This window comes from Flavobacterium agrisoli (genome assembly GCF_016522065.1).
In the GTDB taxonomy this organism is placed as follows: domain Bacteria; phylum Bacteroidota; class Bacteroidia; order Flavobacteriales; family Flavobacteriaceae; genus Flavobacterium; species Flavobacterium agrisoli.
The window spans coordinates 46,209-67,585 of record NZ_JAEHFV010000007.1 but is presented as its reverse complement, the minus strand read 5'-3'; the positions used below and the strand labels follow the sequence as shown (position 1 = coordinate 67,585).

Genomic DNA, 21,377 nt, shown 5'->3' with positions numbered 1-21,377 from the left:
TTATAGTGTATTTAAGAATTCATCTGGTGTGAAAACGTTTATTTCTGAAAATTTAAAATCCTTTAAATCCCTGGTTACGATGCAGTCCATATTGTTAATGGATTGTGCTGAAGTTATCTGAATGGCATCTTCAAAATCTTTATGGTTTGATTTTAGACTTTTTTTCAGAATAGATTCGGTTACCGGAATTATGGAAATCGTGTCTAATAAATCTTCGATGATGGAACGTAATTCTTTTTCATCGACCACTTTTTTTGCAATATAATGCATCGTTGCAATAGAATGGGAGGATGAATACATGATAATTTTATGGCGTTGGCAATAATCGAAAATGGATATGGCATTTTTAGAAAATGGAAACCTATTGGCCACAATATCAACTAAAATATTGGTATCAAGAAAAATATGTTTAAAATCCATATTTCTCTTTATAGTGTTCTTCTTTCACTTTTTCTTCATCAAAATCAGGAGGTAGCGTTATTCTTCCAATCAGTTTTTTAACTTTTGGGTGAATGTCATCGTAAGTTTCTGTCTTTTCAGTCAGATTTTTAAAATAACTTTCTACCAGTTCAGATAAACTTCTGCCCGTTTTTTTTGCATACGATTTCGCTTGCTCGATGACTTCTTTTTCTAACGATAAAGTGAGTTTAGTATTCATATACGTAAAGTTTTTACAAATGTACGTAAAATAAATTATTTTGAAATGCGGCTACTTTTCAATTTTCTTCAAAACTTCCTTCGCCACCGCTTTGTAGGCTGCCGAATGATTGCCAAAATCTTTATTGAGAATCAGTTGTAACTCGGGATGAATCCAATCGTAATGATTTCCTAAAAGATATAAAGTCCGAATAGAGTACGCTTTTGTGGCTACTTTTACATCGTTAATCAGCCAGTCAAAACTGACTTCAATACAATTTTGAAGATTTTCTTCAGAAAGGCTGATGCCGTTTTCATCCTTTCTATAATGTGATTTTACTAAAAGTTGAATCACTTTTGCGATGGGCCGAATGGCACTTTCGTCTTTTAGAATTTTCAAATTCGAACAAAAAAAATCCAAATGAGGTTGGAGCCAAATCAATTCTTCGTAAGCTACAAATTCTAAAATCCAGCAGGCTTTATGATGGTTTGCATCGTCAGGCGAAAAACAAATAGAAATTAATTCAGCAAACAGATAAGGATTATCCAGAATTTCCTGTGCGCATTTCAATCGGTTTTCCCGATAAGCATTTACATAATCCAGTTTGGTTTGTAGTGCCGATGCCATTTTCTCAGTTTGATTAATTTCTGAAAACTAAAATAAATAATTAAACGAAACAGTTCCGTAATAATTTACAGGAAGTCCCGGATAATAATACCTGGGAGATGAAGTTCCAACCGGGAGTGCATTTGGTAAAATCATCGAAGCATATTTTTCATCGGTCAAATTATTGATACCAAAAGCCAAGTTGGTGTGGAGGTTTTTCAGTATTTCAAATTGATAACCTGTTTTTAAATTAACAAGGGAATACGAATCCGAATGAACAGAATTGGCATCGTTCATCGGAATTTCATCAACAAATTGATAATCGGCATTTATATAAAATCCTATACGGGTATTTAAAATTAATCCGGCATTGACTTTATTTGCGGGAACTCCGGTTAATTGATTGCCGGAATAATCGTTTCCGCTATCAACAAATTCCTTAAATTCATATTTCCCAATCGAAGTTCCAAGGTAAGAATTGAGGTTAAAAAAACGATTGATTTGCCAATTGTGCTTTAAGGTGATTTCGATTCCCTCATGCAGTGTTTTTCCGGCATTCACACCTTCGTATTGGTCATCTCCAATTCTTTTAGCGACTAATAAATCCTTAATTTCCATTCGATAAACGGCTATTTCGGTATAAAGATTTTTGTTGAAAAAATAAAATTTGCCTCCCAATTCAAAATTATAACCGTTTTCGGGTTTGATGTTTGGATTTATGGTGCCGTTGCTTGTTAATGTTTCTTCGGTAGCAGGCAATGAAAATCCGCGACTGACGGAAAAATAAATCGTTTTTTGTTGATCCGGTTTGAATAATAAAGAGAATTGTGGCGAAAAAATACCATCATAACTGTATTTTTCAGTTGCCGTTTTTTGCGGAAGAAAGTTCGTCAGTTCAAAATGGGATTTGTTATAATTTAAACCAAATTGCATTTCCCAATTTTCTGAAAGCAACGACCTGATTTGCGAAAAAATATTGTAAAAATGCCTTTCCTGATCAGTTGCTGTTATTTGTTTTCCTTGCAAGCTACCTTGTCCGTTATTTTGTTTGTATAAATTTTCGAATGTATTTCCGTTGTAATCATCCGTAAAATATTCCATTCCGAAAATAAATTGATTTTGTAGTTTTCCAATTTTGAAATCGCCAGAAAATTGCGTTCTCGCACCCGTTGCAAAAGTATATTGACGCAAAACATCAAAAGGTCTTGGTTCGTTGCTGTCTTTGTAATTGATGAAAACGGAAGTGGCATTTTTTAAATTTTCAGTAATATTGAAATCATAAGCCAATCCGGCCAAAGTCGATTTGTACTCTTTAAATCCTTGTGAGGCGACCCAAGTTGAAGCGCCAATCTGCGGATTGTTTTCGTAATCTTCTTTGTTGATGGAACTCGGGATAAAAGCTTTAACATAAGTGTAATTGGAAAAATAGGTTAGTTTGCTTTTTTGTTTTCGAAATAATTCTCCAGCAAGCGTAATTCCTTCTCGTTTATAAGCACTGTTTTCGCGCCACCCATCTGATTTTAAATTATGAAAACTTAAATTTAGGCTTGCATTTTTTTCATCTATACTATAATTTAAGCTGTTTTTTAATAATCCAAAAGAGCCAAAAACCGAAGTAATTCCAGCATTTTGACCATTCATTTTTGAAAGTTGTGGCGAAATCAAAATAGCGCCACCTAAACCTGCTCCATACAAACTTGAAAGCGGTCCTTTAATTACTTCTATTTGATTCAGATTTTGTAAATCAATATCATCAATAACTGTTTCGCTATTCCCTGAAGTTAGTGGAATGCTACCATAAAAAGCACGAATTTTATTGGTTCCGTAAGGTGTTCTGGCTCCAATTCCGCGTATCGAAATTCGGGTGGTGGTAAAATTGGAAGATTGCATCAGCACACCTGGAATAGTATTGATAACATACGAAATATCGGTTGTGTTATTTTGTACCAAATCTTTTTTTGATAAAATACCAATTGAGGCTGGGGCGTTTTGCAAACTATCGTTTATATGCGAAGAACTAATAATTACTTCGTCCAGTTTTTGCGTCTTTCCAGAAGTAACAAATTTGCTTTTTTCTTCTTGAGCCAATAGGTTTGAGAAAACCATTGCAAAAAGAAGAAAAAAGCGGTATTTTTTTAAAAACATTTTAGTTTCGGGATTTCAGAATGGAAATTTTATTTAGTTGCTGTCACTTTCCAAATGGTATTGCCGCTGTCATCATTTACCAAAAGTGAACCGTCGTTCATAACTGTAACGGCAACCGGACGTCCGTAGACTTCAGCTTTGTTGGCATCCGAAATAAATCCGGTTAAAAAATCTTCGGGTTGCCCCGAAGGTTTTCCGTTTGCAAAAGGTACAAAAAGCACTTTATAACCCGATATTTTCGAGCGATTCCAAGAACCATGTTGTCCGACAAATGCACCATTTTTATATTTTGCTGGAAATTTATCTTGGGTGTAAAATGCTAAACCTAACGATGCCGTGTGTGAACCAACCGGAACATCCGGAATAATGGCTTTTGCTGCCAAATCTTTTCGTTCGCCTTTCATTCTTGGGTCGAGTAAATTTCCGTAATACGAATAAGGCCAACCATAAAAACCGTCTTTTTTTACACTCGTTATATAATCGGGTACCAAATCATCGCCCAATTCATCACGCTCGTTAACGGCCGTCCAAAGCTCTTTTGTAACCGGATTCCAATCCATTCCCACCGGATTTCTTAGTCCACTTGCGTATATTTTTTCACCCGTTCCATCTGGATTAATTTCAAGAATATCGGCACGTCGTATTTCTTTATCCATTCCGTGTTCGGCCACATTGCTTGCAGAGCCTACAGAAACGTAAATTTTGCTTCCATCAGCATTCGAAATGATATTTCTTGTCCAGTGATTGTTGTAACCTCCAGCCGGAAGTTCCAGTATTTTTTCGCCTTTTGTTTCTAATTTTAGAGGACTGTTTGTGTAAGGGTATCGGTATAGTCCATCAGTGTTGGCAATGTAGAAATAGCCATTTAACACCAACATTCCAAAAGGTTTGTTCAAATCTGTAATGAAAATTTTTCGGGTTTCAAAAGTTCCATCTTTATTGGCATCACGCAAAACTGTAATTTGATTTTTACTGTTTTTTGTTCCGCTTTCTACCACAAAAATGTCATTATTGGGTGCGATATAGGTCCAACGCGGGTTTTCGAATCCATCGGCAAATTTTGTCACAGTAAAACCTTCGGGAGCTTTTGGTGTTTTGCCTTCCGGCCAGCCAATCACTTTACTATTATTGGTTTTTGATTCGGTCGCAAAAGGTGGCGGTAAGGTAAGATAGCCAATGGCGGTTTTTACAACTGTATTGGGTTGTTTAGCCAATGTTTCCTTTTCTTCTTTTTTAACTTGACCGTTGAAGGAAGTAAGTAAGGCTAAGAAGGATAAACCGTATAGTGTAGATAATGTTTTCATAATTTAAAGTATTGTAAGGAGTTATTTCATATCAATTTACTACTTTTTATCTCAGTTTTCAGGATTTTCTTGTAATTATTAACTGATATTTAACAGCCTTTACAACTTATTTGGATCCTTTTTTTTGGTATGGGCAAATTGTTTGTAATTCTGTATCTTTGTCCATTATTTTAAATTTCGAAATAATGATTCAACTTCACGATAAACAATTTGTTCCGTTTATTTCTGCACAAGAAATTGATTTTGCCTTAGCGCAAATTGCTCGACTCGTAGAAGATGATTTTGCCGAAGAAACGCCTCTATTTATTGGTGTTTTAAATGGAGCCTTTATGGTAGTTGCCGATTTCATGAAACATTACAAAGGGCAATGCGAAGTAAGTTTTGTAAAAATGGCTTCGTATGAAGGAACAGAATCAACTAATAAAGTGAGCGAACTGATTGGTTTAAACCAAGATTTATCTGGGCGTTCGGTGGTGTTGATTGAAGATATTGTGGATACCGGAAACACATTAGTAGCGTTGAAAAAAAGTATTAAAAGTCAAAATGTAAAACGCTTTAAAATTGCCACGTTGTTTTTTAAACCAGAGGCTTACAAACAAGATATTAAAATTGATTATGTTGGCATTCGAATTCCAAACAAATTTATAGTAGGTTTCGGCTTGGATTACGACGGCTTGGGACGAAATTTACCAGCAGTTTATCAATTAAAAGAGTAAAAAATAGATTAATAACATAATAAATAACCAAGATTACCCACTAAAAATATATTGAAATTAGCGTGTTTGCTTTTCTTTCGATACATTTTTAAATTTTAAATTAAACTTTATGATCAACATTGTTTTATTCGGAAAACCAGGTGCCGGAAAAGGAACTCAAGCAGAATTTTTAAAAGAAAAATACAATTTAACCCATTTATCAACAGGCGATATTTTTAGATACAATATCAAAAATGAAACTGAATTGGGAAAATTAGCTAAAACCTATATGGATAATGGCGATTTGGTTCCGGATGAAGTAACCATCAAAATGTTGCAAAGCGAAGTAGAAAAAAATCCTGAGTCAGCAGGTTTTTTATTCGACGGTTTTCCAAGAACAATTGCACAGGCACAAGCTCTAGATGCATTTTTAGTTTCAAAAGGAGAAAAAATTACCGCAACGGTTGCATTAGAAGCTGATGACGAAATTTTAGTGGCTCGTTTGTTAGAAAGAGGAAAAACAAGCGGAAGAACAGACGACCAAGATGAAGAAAAAATTCGCAATCGTTACCAAGAATACAACGAAAAAACAGCGCCTTTAATGGGCTTTTACAAAGAGCAAGATAAATTTCATGCTGTAAACGGAATTGGTTCTATTGCAGAAATTACCGAGCGTTTGAGTACTGTGATTGATAATTTGTAATTTAATATAAAATAATTGTGCTGTTTCTTAAATACAATAAGAAAATAGCGCGATAAAAGGTAGAAAACCATTAAGAAGAACAGTATTTTTAAATAAATAAGGCAAAATTTCTTAATGGTTTTTAAATTTTAAAAGGATTTGTGAGTGGCAAATCTTTTGTTGTTTAAAACAAGGTTAATATAGAAACCGTTATGGCAATACTGATTATTTTTTTATTAATTCTGTTAAACGGCTTTTTTTCGATGTCGGAAATTGCCTTGATTTCGGCTCGTAAAACCCGATTAGAAACTTCGGCAAAAAAAGGAAATAAAAGCGCCAAAATTGCCTTAGAGTTAGCCAATTCGCCTAATAAATTTTTATCGACTGTTCAAATAGGGATTACCCTAATTGGAATTTTAACGGGTATTTACAGTGGTGACAAAATTACGGCCGATGTACAGCTTTTTGTAGCACAATTTGATGCATTAAAGCCTTATGCTGATTCGATTGCAGTGGGAATTGTAGTGGTTTTATTAACCTATTTTTCCTTGGTTTTAGGCGAATTATTGCCCAAAAGAATCGGTTTAAATTATCCCGAAGCTATTGCCAAAATGGCGGCCATGCCCATGAAAGTTGTTTCGGTAATTACCGCTCCGTTTATTTGGTTGTTGACTACTTCTACCGATTTTTTATTGAATGTTTTGCAAATAAAACCTTCTACCGATGGTAAAGTTACCGAAGAAGAAATTAAAGCGATTATAAAAGAAGGTACCGAAGGAGGCGAAGTGCAAGAAATTGAACAAGATATTGTAGAGCGGGTTTTTCATATCGGAGATAGAAAGGTCAACTCATTAATGACACACCGAAAGTCGGTCGAAATGCTACAGTTAAATTGGGATGCGACTGCTGTAAAAAAAGCAGTTCTAGAGGATTTGTTTACCAATTACCCCGTATATAATGAAAATTTTGATGATATAGTGGGAGTGGTAACATTAAAAAGTATTTTTGCAGCCCTCGAAACGTCCGATTTTAGTTTGGCAAAAATTATGAAGGAACCTTCTTATGTAATGGAGCAAACCACTGCTTACAAAGCACTAGAAAATTTTAAAATTACCGGAATACATTATGCTTTGGTAACCGATGAATACGGCGTTTTTCAAGGAATTATCACTCTAAACGATATACTAGAAGCCTTAGTCGGGAATGTATCCGATTTTTATAAGGAAGAATTTCAATTAATTGAACGCGAAGATGGAACTTGGTTAGTCGATGGGCATTATTCTTTACACGATTTTTTAACGTATTTTGAACTTGATGAATTAATAACCGATTATGAAGTAACAACTGTAAGTGGTATGATTATGACCGAATTGTCGCGTATTCCCAAACAGGGAGATAAACTCAATTGGCATGATTTTCAGTTTGAAATTATCGACATGGACGGAGCAAAAATTGATAAAGTATTAATCAAAAAAAGAAAATCAAAAGAATAATAAATTCTAATTTGATTTCAGAAAAAGGCATTACAAACAAAATGTTGATAGAATGTAAATAAACCCAATAAATATGGGATTATGTTAGGTTTTAATCAGTGATAAAATAAAGAACATGACAGAAGGAAATTTCGTAGATTACGTTAAAATTTATGTTTCATCAGGTAAAGGTGGACGCGGATCTACGCATTTACACAGAGAAAAATTTATTGAAAAAGGTGGGCCAGATGGAGGAGATGGTGGCCGTGGAGGACATGTGGTGTTAGTAGGTAATAAAGGATTGTGGACATTATTTCATTTAAAGTTTGCTCGACATATAAAAGCGGGACATGGTGGTGATGGCGGATCTGATCGAAGTACGGGAGCCGATGGCGAGGATAAATTTATCGAAGTACCTTTAGGAACAGTGGTAAAAGATAAAGAAACTGGCGAGGTACTTTTTGAAATTACCGAAGATGGGGAACGACAAATTTTGGCCAAAGGAGGAAAAGGTGGTTTAGGAAACTGGCATTTTAGAAGTTCAACCAATCAAACACCGCGTTATGCTCAACCGGGTTTGTTAGGTACCGAAATGGATGTGATTTTAGAATTAAAAGTCTTAGCCGATGTGGGACTAGTTGGGTTTCCTAATGCGGGGAAATCTACTTTATTATCCGTTTTAACTTCTGCAAAACCTAAAATTGCCGATTATCCTTTTACGACTTTAAAACCCAATTTAGGAATTGTCGCGTATCGTGATTATCAATCTTTTGTTATTGCGGATATTCCCGGAATTATTGAAGGAGCGGCCGAGGGAAAAGGGTTAGGACATTATTTTCTGCGTCATATCGAGCGTAACTCAACGTTGTTGTTTTTGGTTCCAGCCGATGCAAACGACATCAAAGCAGAATATGATATTTTGGTAAATGAATTAACCAAATACAATCCAGAAATGTTGGACAAAGAACGTTTGGTAGTAATCTCTAAATGTGATATGCTCGACGACGAGTTGAAAGCTGAGTTGAAAGCGGAACTGGATGTCTCGTTTAAAGGGATTCCGTATTTGTTTATCTCTTCTGTTGCTCAACAAGGTTTGACGGAGTTAAAAGACAAACTTTGGAAAATGTTAAATGATTAAAATTTTATCAAATAATTTAAAAAAGGTGTTCTGTTACAAGAGCACCTTTTTTGTTTAAATCGGTTTATTCGTAATAAATAGAGGTTTTTTGTGTTAGTTTTTAAAGAATTCTTTGTGTAAAATAGCTGTCTTTGCAAAATAAATTATCTTCGCAGCACTAATTCAATTTATTATATGAAAAAAATAATCTTATTATTTACGATTTGCCTAATGGCTTTTCCTGTAAGAGCCGATGAAGGCATGTGGTTCTTAATGTTTATCGAGCGATTGAACCATAGGGATATGGAAAAAATGGGCTTGCAACTAACTGCCGAAGAAATTTACAGCATCAACCACCACAGTTTAAAAGATGCTATTGTACAATTTAACGGAGGTTGTACTGCCGAAATTGTATCAAATAACGGATTGGTTTTAACGAATCACCACTGCGGATATAGCGCTATTGCAGAGCTTTCTACCGAAGAACAAAATTATTTACGTGATGGTTTTTGGGCAAAAGAACGCAGTCAAGAAATGAAACCAAAATCGTTATATGTTCGCTTTTTTGTTCGTATGGACGATTGTACCAAACGAATTTTGGCGAAAGTAAATGATACCATGACCGAAGAAGAGCGCAACAAAGCGATTCAGCAAGAAATGGCTTTAATTGAAAAAGAAAATAACGAAAACGGTAAATATGTAGTTTCGGTACGACCTTTTTTTCAAGGAAATGAATTTTACTATTTTGTTTGTCAAGATTATAAAGATGTGCGTTTAGTAGGAACTCCGCCAGAAAGTATCGGGAAATTTGGAGGTGATACGGATAACTGGGAATGGCCACGTCAAACAGGAGATTTCTCAATGTTCCGTGTTTATGCCGATAAAAATGGTAATCCGGCAGAATATTCAAAAGATAACGTGCCATTAACACCAAAACACCATTTGCCAATTAGCTTGAAGGGCGTTCAAGAAAATGATTTTGCTATGATTTTAGGATATCCAGGTCGTACAAACAGATGGATGCCAGCGGGTGGAATTGAGCAAAATATTAAATATGCGTATCCTGCTTGGGTTGAAGGTGCTAAAACCGGAATGGACCAGATGAAAAAGTATATGGATAAAGATGCTAAAGTGCGTTTGCAATACGCTTCTAAATATGCACAAACGGCTAATTACTGGAAAAACCGTCAAGGAATGATTGATGCCTTAACCAAAGCAGGAACAGTTGATGCCAAAACGGCTCAGGAAGATAAATTTTATGAGTGGGCTACAAAACCAGCGAATAAAGAGCAATACGAAAATGTAGTTCCGGTTATTAATGAGTATTACCGTACAACTAACGATAAAGCCCGCCATGATAATTACTTAATGCAAGTTTTGCGTACTTCGGCCTATGCTATGGCTCCTGCTAATTTAGGAAATGCTTTAATTGCTTATTTCAATGAAAACGATGCCAAAAAAGCCGAAATGTTGCCCAAAATTAATGCCATGATTGAAATCCTATATGGTAACTTGTATGCTCCTTTAGAAAAAGATTTGCTTACAGCACAATTAAACTTGTATGCTTCAAAAGCCGCCGATTATGGTCTAGCTCCTCAAATTGCAAAAATGAAATCAGAGAACAAAGGCGATTTCAGTAAAGATGTGGAAAAAGCTGCTGAGGTAAGTTATTTTTCTTCAAAAGATAAAATGCTTGCTTTTATGGCTAATCCGAAACCCTTGGCTATTGTGCACGATCCTTTATACATTATTTCTAATGATTTGATGACAAAATATCGTTCTAAATCTCCTCAACAATTACAAAACAAAGATACTTTCGAAAAAGCGTACCGCAAATTGGTAGAAGGATTACGTGTTTCGGGTTTAAACGAGGTTAAATATCCAGATGCTAATTCAACTTTACGTTTGACTTACGGAAAAGTTCGTGCTTTACCAGCAGATTCTCGTAATGAGGCTAAAATCAACAACTATACCGACATGTCGAGTTTGGTCAAGAAATACAAAAAAGGCGATGCTGAATTTGATTTGCCAAGTCGTTTGTTAGATCTAAACAAAGCAAAAGATTTCGGGCAATATGCAGATAAAAACGGTTACATGCCAATTAACTTTTTAACAGATAATGATATTACCGGAGGAAACTCAGGTTCGCCCGTAATGAACGGAAAAGGAGAATTAATCGGAGTTGCTTTTGACGGGAACATTGAAGCAATGGCTGGAGATGTTATTTTTGATTCTAATTTACAACGTACCATCAATGTTGATATTCGTTATGTACTTTGGATTATCGATAAATATGCCGGTGCCAAAAATATTATTAACGAAATGACGATTGTGAAATAATTCTTTTTTACTATTTAATCTAAAACCCGATAAGCAGATTGTTTATCGGGTTTTTTATATAAGGTTAATTATTGCTTTTACCCTAATTCCTTTGGAGTGACTGCTATATTCAGGAGCATACATACTTTGAATTGTGGTAATTCCGTTAGAGAAATTACCAGTGCTGTTTACTCTTATGTCATATTCCAGAACATAAGTTCCTTTGTTGATGTTTTCAAAAAAGAAATGAGTAGCGACATCTTTGGTACTTTTATAAAAACCTAAACCGCCTTTGTATTCGTATCCAGAAAGTACATCTACGGGTTCAAAACAAGAAGCTCTCATGTCTTTTAGGTGTACAAATTCTATATTTTCTTTGGCTGAGATAACCAAACGAACGGTAACCAAATCACCAACTTTCAAACTATTTTTGGATGTTATTTTTTGCAGTTCGTTACCTTTTAAAGTGGTGTTTTTAATATACAGGTCTTTAGAAACGGATAAATTGGTGTTAGAGTTATTTTTGATTTTATCCAAATCTTCAAAATATTGCCAATACACACCTCCAAAAGCAGGAACTTTAGATTTATTTTCAACGGTTATTGAAGCCATTTCTTTGTTGATTTCATCGGCTTTCCAGTTGAGTTTTACATATCCCGTTTCGGCTTCTTTTTCGTTTTCGGATAGTTTTTTGGTCAGGATTTTTTCATCTCCAATTTTAATAACCGTATTGTCTTTTACCGAAAGCCAATCGGTTCCTTGCATCAATAATGCATAAACAGCTTCGGTGGTTGATTTGGTTGTTGGCCAGTTTTTGGTCTGTTTGTTTTTGAGCAACCAAACTTTCATGGCATCGACGGATTTGGTATCGTTATTCACTTCGGCGAAAGCCTCAATCAATAATGCTTGCGTTTCTATCGGAGCTTGATACCAAAACCAACCCGATTTATTGGCAATCCAGTACATGCCCCAATCTTCGTTGTTCGAAGCGGTTTCTTTCAGGCTTTCAATTATTTTTTTGGCAGCTTCTTTTTCGCCAAAACGATTTAGGGTCAATGAGGCTAATCCTTTTTCATACAAAGAATAATTCAGCCAATCTTTTTTGGCCGTTTCAAGATATAATTTAGTTGCCTTTTTCAAAGTGTCCGAAAGCGGATAATCTTTCAGATAAAAACTTCTGGTGTACAAATAATGCAAATCAGAATACGGATTTGGCCAGATTAATTTTTCGCTTGCTTTTAGCTTCTCAGTTCTTTGTTTATAATATTCCAAAAACTTTTGGTCCAAAAACGGAATTCCTTTTTCTGTTATTTCGTCAATTTTTTCAATGGTTTCATCATTTGGATTTAGTTTGGAAAGATGTCCCAAACCAGCCAAAATATGTCTGGTAATGTATTCGCTTTCGTCGCTTCCGTCAAACCAAGCAAATCCACCAGACGGTTTTTGTTTTTGTTTCAATTTTTGAAAAGTGGTTTCTTGAGAGGTTTTCATTTTTTCTAAATCGAATAAAAGAGCCAAGTTTTTCTTTTTTTCATCTTCGCTTTGAGCGTCATTTAGCCAAGGTGTTTCGGCTAAAATAATTGATTTCAACTCTTCGTTTTCTTCCAGTTTTGAATTGAGTTTTCCGTTTTTCCTCCAATCTTCAAAAACAGTAGCGATTTTTGGATTACTCGAAATAATCTCAGTAGCCAAAGCATTAGCATAAAAGCGCGCAAAAGTCTGCTCCGCACATTCGTGTTCGTATTCCATCAAATAAGGCAAAGACTGAATTGCGAGCCAAGTTGGATTCGAAGTGTATTCTAAGGTGAATTGGTGGTTTTTTAAAGTAGCCGAATTGTTATTTTTTAGATTATTAAAAGTGTATTCTTTCTTTGAATTTTCGCGAACCCAAATCGGAATACTCTCGGTCACAAGCATATTATTGGTTAGAACTGGAAGTATGTTTTCTTCTCCATCTGAGTAATTTCCAGCTTTGGCTACAATTTTGTATTGAACGCCTTGCAATCCTTCCGGGATGGTAATGGTCCAAGTTGCAGTAGTGTTTCCTAAAGCTTTTGCGGTGAAGTTTTTAATGTTTTTAGCATTGAGCATTTTGGCATCTATGGGTTGCATAGTAGTAGCATCAAAAAATTGTAATGACGCAATTCCAGTTTTGGTTTCATTGGTTAGATTCGAAATTTTTGCACTAATCACAATGGTATCTTTTTCTCTGAAAAAACGAGGAAAATTAGGAACAATCATCAGTTCTTTTTGCGTTAGGACTGTTTTTTCCAAATAGCCCGTAACCGCTTCTTTATTGTGTGCCAATAATCGAAGTTTCCAAGCCGTTAAAGCTTCGGGAGAGGTGAAATTAAAACTCACTTTTCCTTTAGCATCTGTTTTTAGATTTGGGAAAAAGAAAGCGGTTTCTGAGAGATTTTTTCTTGCTTTGACTTGGGTTAATGCTTCCAATGCTTTTTTGGTTGTGATGATGATAACACCGTTTACACCTCTGCTTCCGTAAGTAGCTTGTACATCTTTATTTTTTAGAACTGCTATGTCAACAATGTCTGATGGATTTAATCTTTTAAAGGCTTCTTCAGATGCAATCTCTCCATCAATAATATACAAAGGTGTAGCTCCGTTTATAGACGAACTTCCTCTGATTTTCATGTCTTTCGCTTCATCTACTCTCGGAGGAGGAGGAAGTGTAATAGCTGCAACCGCTCCAGTAAGATCTGATTTTTTTTGAGAACCATAGCCAACAACAACAACTTCATTTAAAGTATTTTCGTCTTCTTTTAAAATAACATCTAAATTTTTATCGTCTTCAACAATTTGTGTTTGACTTTCAAATCCAAGATAAGAGAAGACTAATTCTTCATTTTTAGCGACATCAATTTCGTAATAACCATCAAAATCGGTTTGAGTATTTCTTGTGGTGCCTTTTACTGTTATTTGAACTCCGGGTAATGGATATGATTTAGAATCTAAAACATAACCATACACAGTTTTTGCATTTTGTGGTTTTTTTGCTTTTCTGTTAAGTTGATTTTTATATTCTAATGCAATTAATCTTGGATTTGCTTCGTTAAAATCAAAACCAAACCACATCAGCTTGGTATCTTCGTTGTTTAAATGTATTCGAGTTTTTTTTGAGTTTAAACTACGAATGTAAGTATGGGTTTTATCAAATCCTAAACTTGTTCTGTAATTCACACCATTATAATTGTAGTCATAAAAATCAAGTGAACTCCATTCTTTTTGGGTAAATTGGTCTAAAGAACTGTCATACATCGAAACCAGAATTTCAGCTTCTGATTTGGTGTTGGAAGCATTTAATTTGAAAGACCAATTTTCATTGCTTCCAGGTTGGATTTTATTTCTGAAACTTTCTACCGAAAAATCCATTTTAGGCTCTTCAAATTTTAATGCTACTTCTAACTGATTATTGAAAGGTTGGTTTTCAAAAATACTTTCAAAACCAAATTTCAGCAACTTCTCAAAGTCTTTTTGAATTGGAATCGTAAGTCTCGCCTGATGGTTTTCTAAAACTATATTTTTTTCATAGAAAGTACTGTTTTTGTAATTTCCTGTAGTATGAATGTGTAAAGTGTCAATCACTGAATGGATTTGAATCGTAATAAAACCATCTTTCTTCGGGTCTTTATTGATTTGTTCGACAGTGAATAACGTATTCGGGTTGAATTTGTTTTTGCTTTGAATAATACTAAAATTGGAAACATTCTCAATAGGATTGTCAAAACTGTCTTTTGCAGAGAATATAATTTTATAATTCCCAGATTGATAATTTGAAATAAAATCGAGTGCTATTTTTTTATCTTTTTCGGTGTCAATAGTTTTAGAGAAAACTAACTTTTCTGTTTTTTTTTCTAGCTTTTCGGAGCTGTTAATTTCATAAGGAAATAATTTTTCGAATTCGGTATCAGAAATGGTTTTGATTTCAGGTTGAGGAAAAACTCTGGATTTGAATTTATTTGGAAAAGAGCTTACGAAATACATTTTGATTTCGCCTTTTGTTGCTTTAAACTCTCCGTTCAAATTGGTGCTATTCAGCGTAATTTCATTTTTATTTTTGGTTTCAATTCTGTTTGGAATAGTAGTTGTAAGCATCAAATCGTGATAGCCGACTTTAATAGTTGTCACAGCCGAATGGGTTTCTCCATTGATGTCAGTAACGGTTGCATCAACTCGGTAATTGAAAACAGGTAGTTGGTTTTTATCTGCATTGGCAGAAGGTTTGGCAATAAAATCGATGACAAATTTTCCAGTCGCATCTGTTTTGGTTTCACTTGTAGCTATAATTTCGCTTTGCTCATTGCCATAATAATTTCTGTAAAAATTAGTAAATCGGGTAATGGTATAACTTACTTTGGCATCCGAAATAGAGCTTCCAGCAAAAGCTTTGGCAATTCCTTTTACAGAAACGGATTGATTCACCTGAAAGCTTTCTTTTTTAGGTTCAAAAGTCACTTCAAACTTTGGGCGTTTGTATTCTTCGACTTTAAAATAAGCATTGGTGTTTTCAAAATGTACATTATCCCAAAACGGATGTTCGTCTTTTTCTTTGTTATACGAATTGTCTTTTTTATAATCATCAGGTTCTTCTGCTTCAATTCTAAAATCTCCAGTTAAACCAGTTTTAGGTAAAACAAATTCACCAGAGAATGAGCCGATCTCATTAGTAGTTACTTCAAATTCTTTAAAATTGGTATAATTAGGATCTTGAATGGTTATTTTGAAAGTAGTATTCGGAACAACGCTTGATTGGTTTTTCTTTTTTTGAATAGCAATTCCTTTGTAATAAACGGTTTGTCCTGGGCGATAAATCGCTCGGTCTAAGTAGAATTCTACTTTGCCTTTGATGTTTTCATCTTCCTCTTTTTCTGAATAATCTGAAGCATAAGCAAGGTAGTTTTTATTGATTATAATGGTGTCGTTTGCAGTGGTTAACTGTATCGGGAAATTATTGTAATAATGATTTTTGTTTTCTTGGGCTTTATAGCTTGCTAAACCTTCGGCATTTGTTTTTATTTCAAATTCTTTTGATTTTAAAGAAACATTCTCCATTGGTTTTCCTGTTTTTCTATCAAGAACAGTGTAGTATTCTGTGTCATCTTTTCTATTTGCCAAAACCGAAATATTAGAAACTGTGATGGTTTCATAACCAAAACCTTTTTTGTCTTTGGAGTCGATTTCGCTTTCAAAATAGACTAAGTAATTTCCTTTTTCTAATTGAGGTAAAAGCACTTCTGTAGTATATTCGAAATAGTCTTTTTTATCAACTAGCTGATAGTTTTTTGAAGTGATTGGTTTTTTTTCTTTTACAATTTGAGCAACTAAACTATCCTTTTTTTTGTTGTTATTTTGGAATTCCGTTTGAATTGCATTGTTGATTTTGTAAAATGAAATTGTCAAATTATTCGTGTTTTTATATCGAATAAAAGCTCGGCTATTTTCTTTGTTGTAAATGTATTTTTGAAGTTCAACCTGAATGTTTTTACTTAAAATTTCTTCTTTTTTCTGAATTGCGATTTTGTAAGCGTTTGAATTATTATTGGTTGCTAAAACTCTTTCTAATTCAGAAATTGCTTTGCTATTGTAATCAGGATGTGTTTCTTTGGAAGCCAATTTAGCATAAACAGTTGCTTTCTCTAATTGAATATTTTGCAGTTGAGTTGCTTCTTTTGCCTCTTTTTCTAACACATTCAAGGTATTCAATAACTCATCATCTGATTTTATTAGGTATTGAGAACAGAACAAAATACGTTCCAATTGGTTTTCAAAAGTTGGTGAATCAATTTCTAATTTTTGATAAAGAGAAAGGACTTTTTTTAGATTTTCATCTTTCACAAAATCAAGGTTTAATTTTGTAAAGGCATCAGAATTATTTAAAAAAGTATCTTTGTGAGGTTCAAATTCTTGAGAATTGATATTCCAACTATATATTTTTTGCTTAAAAAAAGCAATATTTTCCTTTAATAAATAATCGTATAAATTTTCTTTTTTAAATTTTTCTAAAGTAAAAAAATCAAAAATGGCTTCGTAATTGGTTAAAGATGTAGCTTTTAAAGCAGCTTCGTTTTCTAGTGTTTTATCGAATATTTTGACAATTTCTTCTCCTTTATTAAAAGTAGCCACTTCAACGGAATCAACTGCAGATTCGACGCCATTTTCCTCTGCAGCTACACTGACAAATGCAATAGCAGTGTCAACAATAGCAAAAACTTCTGAATAATCTTCGTTGTAATCATGCAGACCTTTAGCATAAACCAAGTTCAATATTGCTTTGGATGGAATTGAAACCTGATTAATTTGAGTTTTTAAATCAATTAAAATTAATTTTTTGGCATTTTCGTCTAAAACTTGTTTGTATTTCGATCTGTAAAAAAAAGTTTTAATAATTTGCGGTTCATTCTTTTTATTGTAGGCCTTTTTATAAATTTTTTCAACTTCTTGGTTAGCCGATTTTATTTTGCCAAGATTTTCGTAATCAATCACTTTTTGCCAATTTTTATCAAAGTTTTGTCCAAATATTACGGAAGTGATTAATAAAAAAAAGCAAAGTAGTTTTTTCATTGTTTGTATGTTTTATAAAAATTAATTTAAAAAGATTTTTTTTACATTTTACTAAAGTAGAAATAATTTCAGATGCAGCCTTTTTTTTTGTTTATTTTTGAAAAACAAAGCACTTCTATTTTGTTAATTATAGGGTGTTGAAAATCAAAAAAATACAATCAAAGTATGAAAACACATTTTATTGCCATTGGTGGAAGTGCCATGCACAATTTGGCTTTGGCTTTGCATAATAAAGGATATCAAGTTACCGGTAGCGATGATGCTATTTTTGAACCTTCCAAAACACGTTTAGAAAAAAAAGGACTTTTGCCTGCTGAAATGGGTTGGTTTCCCGAAAAAATAACAACAGATATTGACGCCGTTATTTTAGGAATGCATGCCAAAGCGGATAATCCGGAGTTGTTAAAGGCTCAGGAGCTTGGATTGAAAATTTATTCGTATCCTGAATATTTATACGAACAATCTAAAAATAAAACTCGCGTAGTAATTGGAGGTTCGCACGGAAAGACAACCATTACCTCGATGATTTTGCACGTCATGCATTACCACAATATCGAAGTAGATTATATGGTTGGTGCACAATTGGAAGGTTTTGATACCATGGTGCATCTTACCGAAGAAAATGATTTTATGGTTTTAGAAGGCGATGAATATTTGTCATCTCCAATTGATCGTAGACCAAAATTTCATTTGTACCAACCCAATATTGCGTTGATTTCTGGAATTGCTTGGGATCATATCAATGTTTTTCCAACGTATGAAAACTATGTAAATCAGTTTGAAATTTTTATCGAAAAAATAACAAACGGAGGCATCTTGGTTTATAATGAAAACGATCCTGAAGTAAAACGAGTTTCAGAAGCGGCTACCAATCCAATTCGTAAATTGGCGTATTCAACTCCAAATTATAAAGTTGAAGAGGGTAAAACTTTGCTAGAAACTCCAGAAGGGGATATGCCAATTGAAGTTTTTGGTGCTCATAATTTAAATAATTTAGCCGGGGCCAAATGGATTTGTCAAAATATGGGCGTTGATGAAGCCGATTTTTACGAAGCCATTGCTAGTTTTAAAGGTGCCTCTAAACGTTTGGAAAAAATTGCAGAAGGCAAAGGTAAAGTGGCCTATAAAGATTTTGCACATTCGCCCAGTAAAGTAGCAGCTACTACCAAAGCTGTAAAAGAGCAATATCCAGACCGTACTTTGGTTGCTTGTTTAGAATTGCATACCTACAGTAGTTTGAATGCCGAATTTTTAAAAGAATATGAAGGCGCTCTAGATTCGGCCGATGTTGCTGTTGTTTTTTATTCGCCCGATGCCGTAAAAATCAAACAATTGGAAGAAGTAACGTATGACCAAATTGCAAAAGCTTTCAATAGAAAAGATTTAATTATTTATACCAATCCAGCTGAATTTAAAGAGTTTTTATTTAGTCGTAATTTAGAAAATTCCGCATTGTTGTTGATGAGTTCTGGTAATTACGGTGGTTTGAATTTTGACGATCTAAAACAACTATTTCAATAAATAGTAAAATATAAGACAATAAATTTTAAAGCCAATTCTGATGAGTTGGCTTTTTTTGTTTGAATGAAAATTCTTTCTTTTTTAATAAATGTTTCTATATTAGTACGTTTAAAAATACTTTTATGGAATTTTCAAATTTTCCCATTACACATTGGTCCGAAGACGATAGACCTCGTGAAAAATTAATGCTAAAAGGAAAAGCAGCCTTAAGCGATGCCGAATTAATAGCCATTTTAATTGGTTCTGGAAATCGAAACGAATCGGCTGTGGATCTTAGTAAGCGCATTTTGAGCAGTGTAAATAATAATTTGAATGCACTGGGTAAATTAAACATTCAGCAATTAATGAATTTTAAAGGAATCGGCGAAGCCAAAGCTATTTCCATCATTGCAGCAACAGAATTAGGGAGACGACGAAGGGCAGAGGATTCAGAAGAATTAACCAAAATCACCTCGAGTAAAGCGGTTTTTGAAATAATGCAACCCATAATTGGCGAATTGCCTCACGAGGAATTTTGGATTTTATTTCTGAACAATTCCAATAAAGTTTTAAGCAAATCGCAACAAAGTAAAGGTGGCATTACCGGTACAATGGTGGATGTGAGGTTGGTTTTTAAACAAGCTTTAGAAATTGGCGCAACAGCCATCATTTTATGCCACAATCATCCATCGGGGACTTTGATTGCGAGCGATGCAGATAGACAAATTACCAAAAAAATTAAAACCGCCGGAGAAAGTTTAGATGTTAAAGTTTTGGATCATTTGATCATTACTGAAACAAAATATTTTAGTTTTGTAGATGAAGGTATATTTTAGCATGAAAAACTACATAACGGATATTTTTTTTGATTTGGATCATACGCTCTGGGATTTTGATAAAAATTCAGAAATGGCGTTTGACACACTTTTTAAAAGAGATTTTCCTGAAATTCAAACCGCGCATTTTATCGAAAAGTACATTCCGATTAATCAATCTTGCTGGCAGTTGTATCAAAATGATCAAATTACGCATCACGAATTGCGCTACAATAGGTTGAAGTTTTCCTTTGATGCTTTGTCGTATTCTATTAACGATACGCAAATTGACAAGTTAGCGCAAGATTATATTGATTTTTTGCCTTTGCACAATCATCTTTTTGATGGTACAATCGAAATTTTAAACTACCTTCAAACCAAATACAAATTGCACATTATTACCAATGGTTTTGCTGAGGTGCAACATAAAAAAATGACCAATTCAGCACTAAGCAATTATTTTGTTACCGTTACCAATTCAGAAATGGCGGGGGTTAAAAAGCCCAATCCAATTATTTTTGATTATGCTCTGTCCGAAGCAAAAGCCCAAAAAGAAACCTCTATAATGATTGGAGATTCTTTAGAAGCCGATGTTTTAGGTGCTCTAAATGCCGGTATCGATGCTATTTTTTTTAATGAAAAGAAAGTAAAAGTCGATTCCAATATCAAACAAATTACTCATTTATTAGAACTTAAAAATTATTTATAAATATGAAAACGAAGTTCCTTTTAGTCCTTTTGTTAATCTCTAGTTTTTCATTTGCGCAATCCATTAATGATTATAAAGCAGTGATTGTACCTTTAAAATTCGATTTTTTAAAATCGGAAAATCAATACCGCTTGGCTACTTTAACCAAATATTATTTGCAACAAGCAGGTTTTACAGTTTATTATTCGAATGAAGAATTGCCTCAAGAATATTACGGACATCGTTGTTCATTGTTAAATGCAGATGTGGTAAAAGACAATGCTTTTTTAACAACCAAATTATTTGTGGTTTTTAAAGATTGTTACGGGAAAACGGTTTATACATCTGAAACTGGGAAAAGTAAAATTAAAGAATACGAACCAGCCTACAAAGAAGCTTTAGAAGGTGCTTTTGTTTCGATAAAAGAATTGAATTACCAATACAACGGAAAAGTTACTAAAGATGAAGTGGTGGCCAACGGAATGCCTCCAAAAGCAGCAGCCAATGGAAATCAATCTGTCGTAACTACAGCTCCTGTAGCTGCTCCTGCAGTAGCAGTAGCCAGAGTTCCTATGATTTCTTCAAATAGTAATTCGGCAAATATGCTCTATGCACAACCTACCGAAACAGGGTATCAATTGATTGATAAAACGCCTAAAGTTGTTATGAAATTAATGAAAACCTCACAACCCAATTCATTTATTGCCGTTAAAGATGGCGTGCAAGGTTCGTTGAATTTAAAAGATAATAAATGGATTTTTGAATATTACAAAGACGATAAATTAATTTCTGAAACAATAGACGTGAAATTCTAATTT

General features: G+C 34.0%; 15 protein-coding genes. 9 read left to right on the top strand and 6 right to left on the bottom strand.

Translation table 11 applies throughout. The annotated features are described in order from the left end of the window. The 5 genes from I5M07_RS14170 to I5M07_RS14150 are packed head-to-tail and all read right to left on the bottom strand — an operon-like array spanning position 1 to position 4,692. Positions 1 to 420, bottom strand: a complete 420-nt coding sequence (locus tag I5M07_RS14170) for a type II toxin-antitoxin system VapC family toxin (protein WP_200107103.1) — start codon at positions 418 to 420, stop codon at positions 1 to 3. Then, positions 410 to 658: a DUF6364 family protein gene (locus tag I5M07_RS14165; RefSeq protein ID WP_200107102.1), complete on the bottom strand. Its 249-nt coding sequence runs from the start codon at positions 656 to 658 to the stop codon at positions 410 to 412. Before I5M07_RS14165 ends, I5M07_RS14170 begins: the two co-directional genes overlap by 11 nt. A 51-nt stretch (positions 659 to 709) precedes the next feature. Further along, on the bottom strand, positions 710 to 1,264 hold the full coding sequence (locus I5M07_RS14160; protein WP_200107101.1) for a hypothetical protein: 555 nt from the start codon (positions 1,262 to 1,264) through the stop codon (positions 710 to 712). Positions 1,265 to 1,291: 27 nt separating this feature from the next. Continuing rightward, the gene (locus I5M07_RS14155; RefSeq protein WP_200107100.1) at positions 1,292 to 3,388 is read right to left on the bottom strand and encodes a TonB-dependent receptor; all 2,097 of its coding nucleotides are present in this window, start codon (positions 3,386 to 3,388) and stop codon (positions 1,292 to 1,294) included. 29 nt (positions 3,389 to 3,417) lie between these two features. After that, positions 3,418 to 4,692 carry a PQQ-dependent sugar dehydrogenase gene (locus tag I5M07_RS14150; protein WP_200107099.1) on the bottom strand — a complete coding sequence of 425 codons (1,275 nt, stop codon included), beginning with the start codon at positions 4,690 to 4,692 and terminating at the stop codon, positions 3,418 to 3,420. Positions 4,693 to 4,877: 185 nt separating this feature from the next. Here I5M07_RS14150 and I5M07_RS14145 point away from each other — a divergent pair, with 185 nt between their 5' ends. The 5 genes from I5M07_RS14145 (at position 4,878) to I5M07_RS14125 (ending at position 10,998) form a co-directional block, all read left to right on the top strand. Next, positions 4,878 to 5,408 (top strand): phosphoribosyltransferase, encoded by a 531-nt coding sequence (locus I5M07_RS14145; RefSeq protein WP_200107098.1) that lies wholly within the window; start codon positions 4,878 to 4,880, stop codon positions 5,406 to 5,408. 109 nt (positions 5,409 to 5,517) lie between these two features. Then, positions 5,518 to 6,090 carry an adenylate kinase gene (locus tag I5M07_RS14140; protein ID WP_200107097.1) on the top strand — a complete coding sequence of 191 codons (573 nt, stop codon included), beginning with the start codon at positions 5,518 to 5,520 and terminating at the stop codon, positions 6,088 to 6,090. A gap of 242 nt (positions 6,091 to 6,332) precedes the next feature. Beyond that, complete coding sequence (locus I5M07_RS14135; RefSeq protein ID WP_233622073.1) at positions 6,333 to 7,562, top strand: hemolysin family protein; 1,230 nt, start codon at positions 6,333 to 6,335, stop codon at positions 7,560 to 7,562. 115 nt (positions 7,563 to 7,677) lie between these two features. Next, positions 7,678 to 8,679: a GTPase ObgE gene (gene obgE, locus I5M07_RS14130; RefSeq protein ID WP_200107095.1), complete on the top strand. Its 1,002-nt coding sequence runs from the start codon at positions 7,678 to 7,680 to the stop codon at positions 8,677 to 8,679. A 174-nt stretch (positions 8,680 to 8,853) separates the two neighbouring features. Next, the gene (locus I5M07_RS14125; RefSeq protein ID WP_200107094.1) at positions 8,854 to 10,998 is read left to right on the top strand and encodes a S46 family peptidase; all 2,145 of its coding nucleotides are present in this window, start codon (positions 8,854 to 8,856) and stop codon (positions 10,996 to 10,998) included. 54 nt (positions 10,999 to 11,052) lie between these two features. On the opposite strand, the gene I5M07_RS14120 is transcribed toward I5M07_RS14125, so the two are convergent. Beyond that, positions 11,053 to 17,556, bottom strand: coding sequence for an alpha-2-macroglobulin family protein (locus tag I5M07_RS14120; protein ID WP_200107093.1), 6,504 nt, complete (start codon positions 17,554 to 17,556; stop codon positions 11,053 to 11,055). A 165-nt stretch (positions 17,557 to 17,721) separates the two neighbouring features. Here I5M07_RS14120 and I5M07_RS14115 point away from each other — a divergent pair, with 165 nt between their 5' ends. The 4 genes from I5M07_RS14115 to I5M07_RS14100 all read left to right on the top strand — a co-directional run bounded on the left by I5M07_RS14115 (position 17,722) and on the right by I5M07_RS14100 (position 21,374). Further along, positions 17,722 to 19,077: a UDP-N-acetylmuramate--L-alanine ligase gene (locus I5M07_RS14115; RefSeq protein ID WP_200107092.1), complete on the top strand. Its 1,356-nt coding sequence runs from the start codon at positions 17,722 to 17,724 to the stop codon at positions 19,075 to 19,077. 122 nt (positions 19,078 to 19,199) lie between these two features. Next, a complete protein-coding gene (gene radC / locus I5M07_RS14110) occupies positions 19,200 to 19,892 on the top strand; it encodes a RadC family protein (protein ID WP_200107091.1) in 693 nt (230 codons plus the stop codon). 1 nt (position 19,893) lies between these two features. Then, positions 19,894 to 20,580, top strand: a complete 687-nt coding sequence (locus I5M07_RS14105) for a YjjG family noncanonical pyrimidine nucleotidase (protein ID WP_200107090.1) — start codon at positions 19,894 to 19,896, stop codon at positions 20,578 to 20,580. A 2-nt stretch (positions 20,581 to 20,582) separates the two neighbouring features. Then, entirely contained in the window at positions 20,583 to 21,374 is a 792-nt protein-coding gene (locus I5M07_RS14100) for a hypothetical protein (RefSeq protein ID WP_200107089.1), read from the top strand. The last annotated feature ends 3 nt before the right edge of the window (positions 21,375 to 21,377 follow it).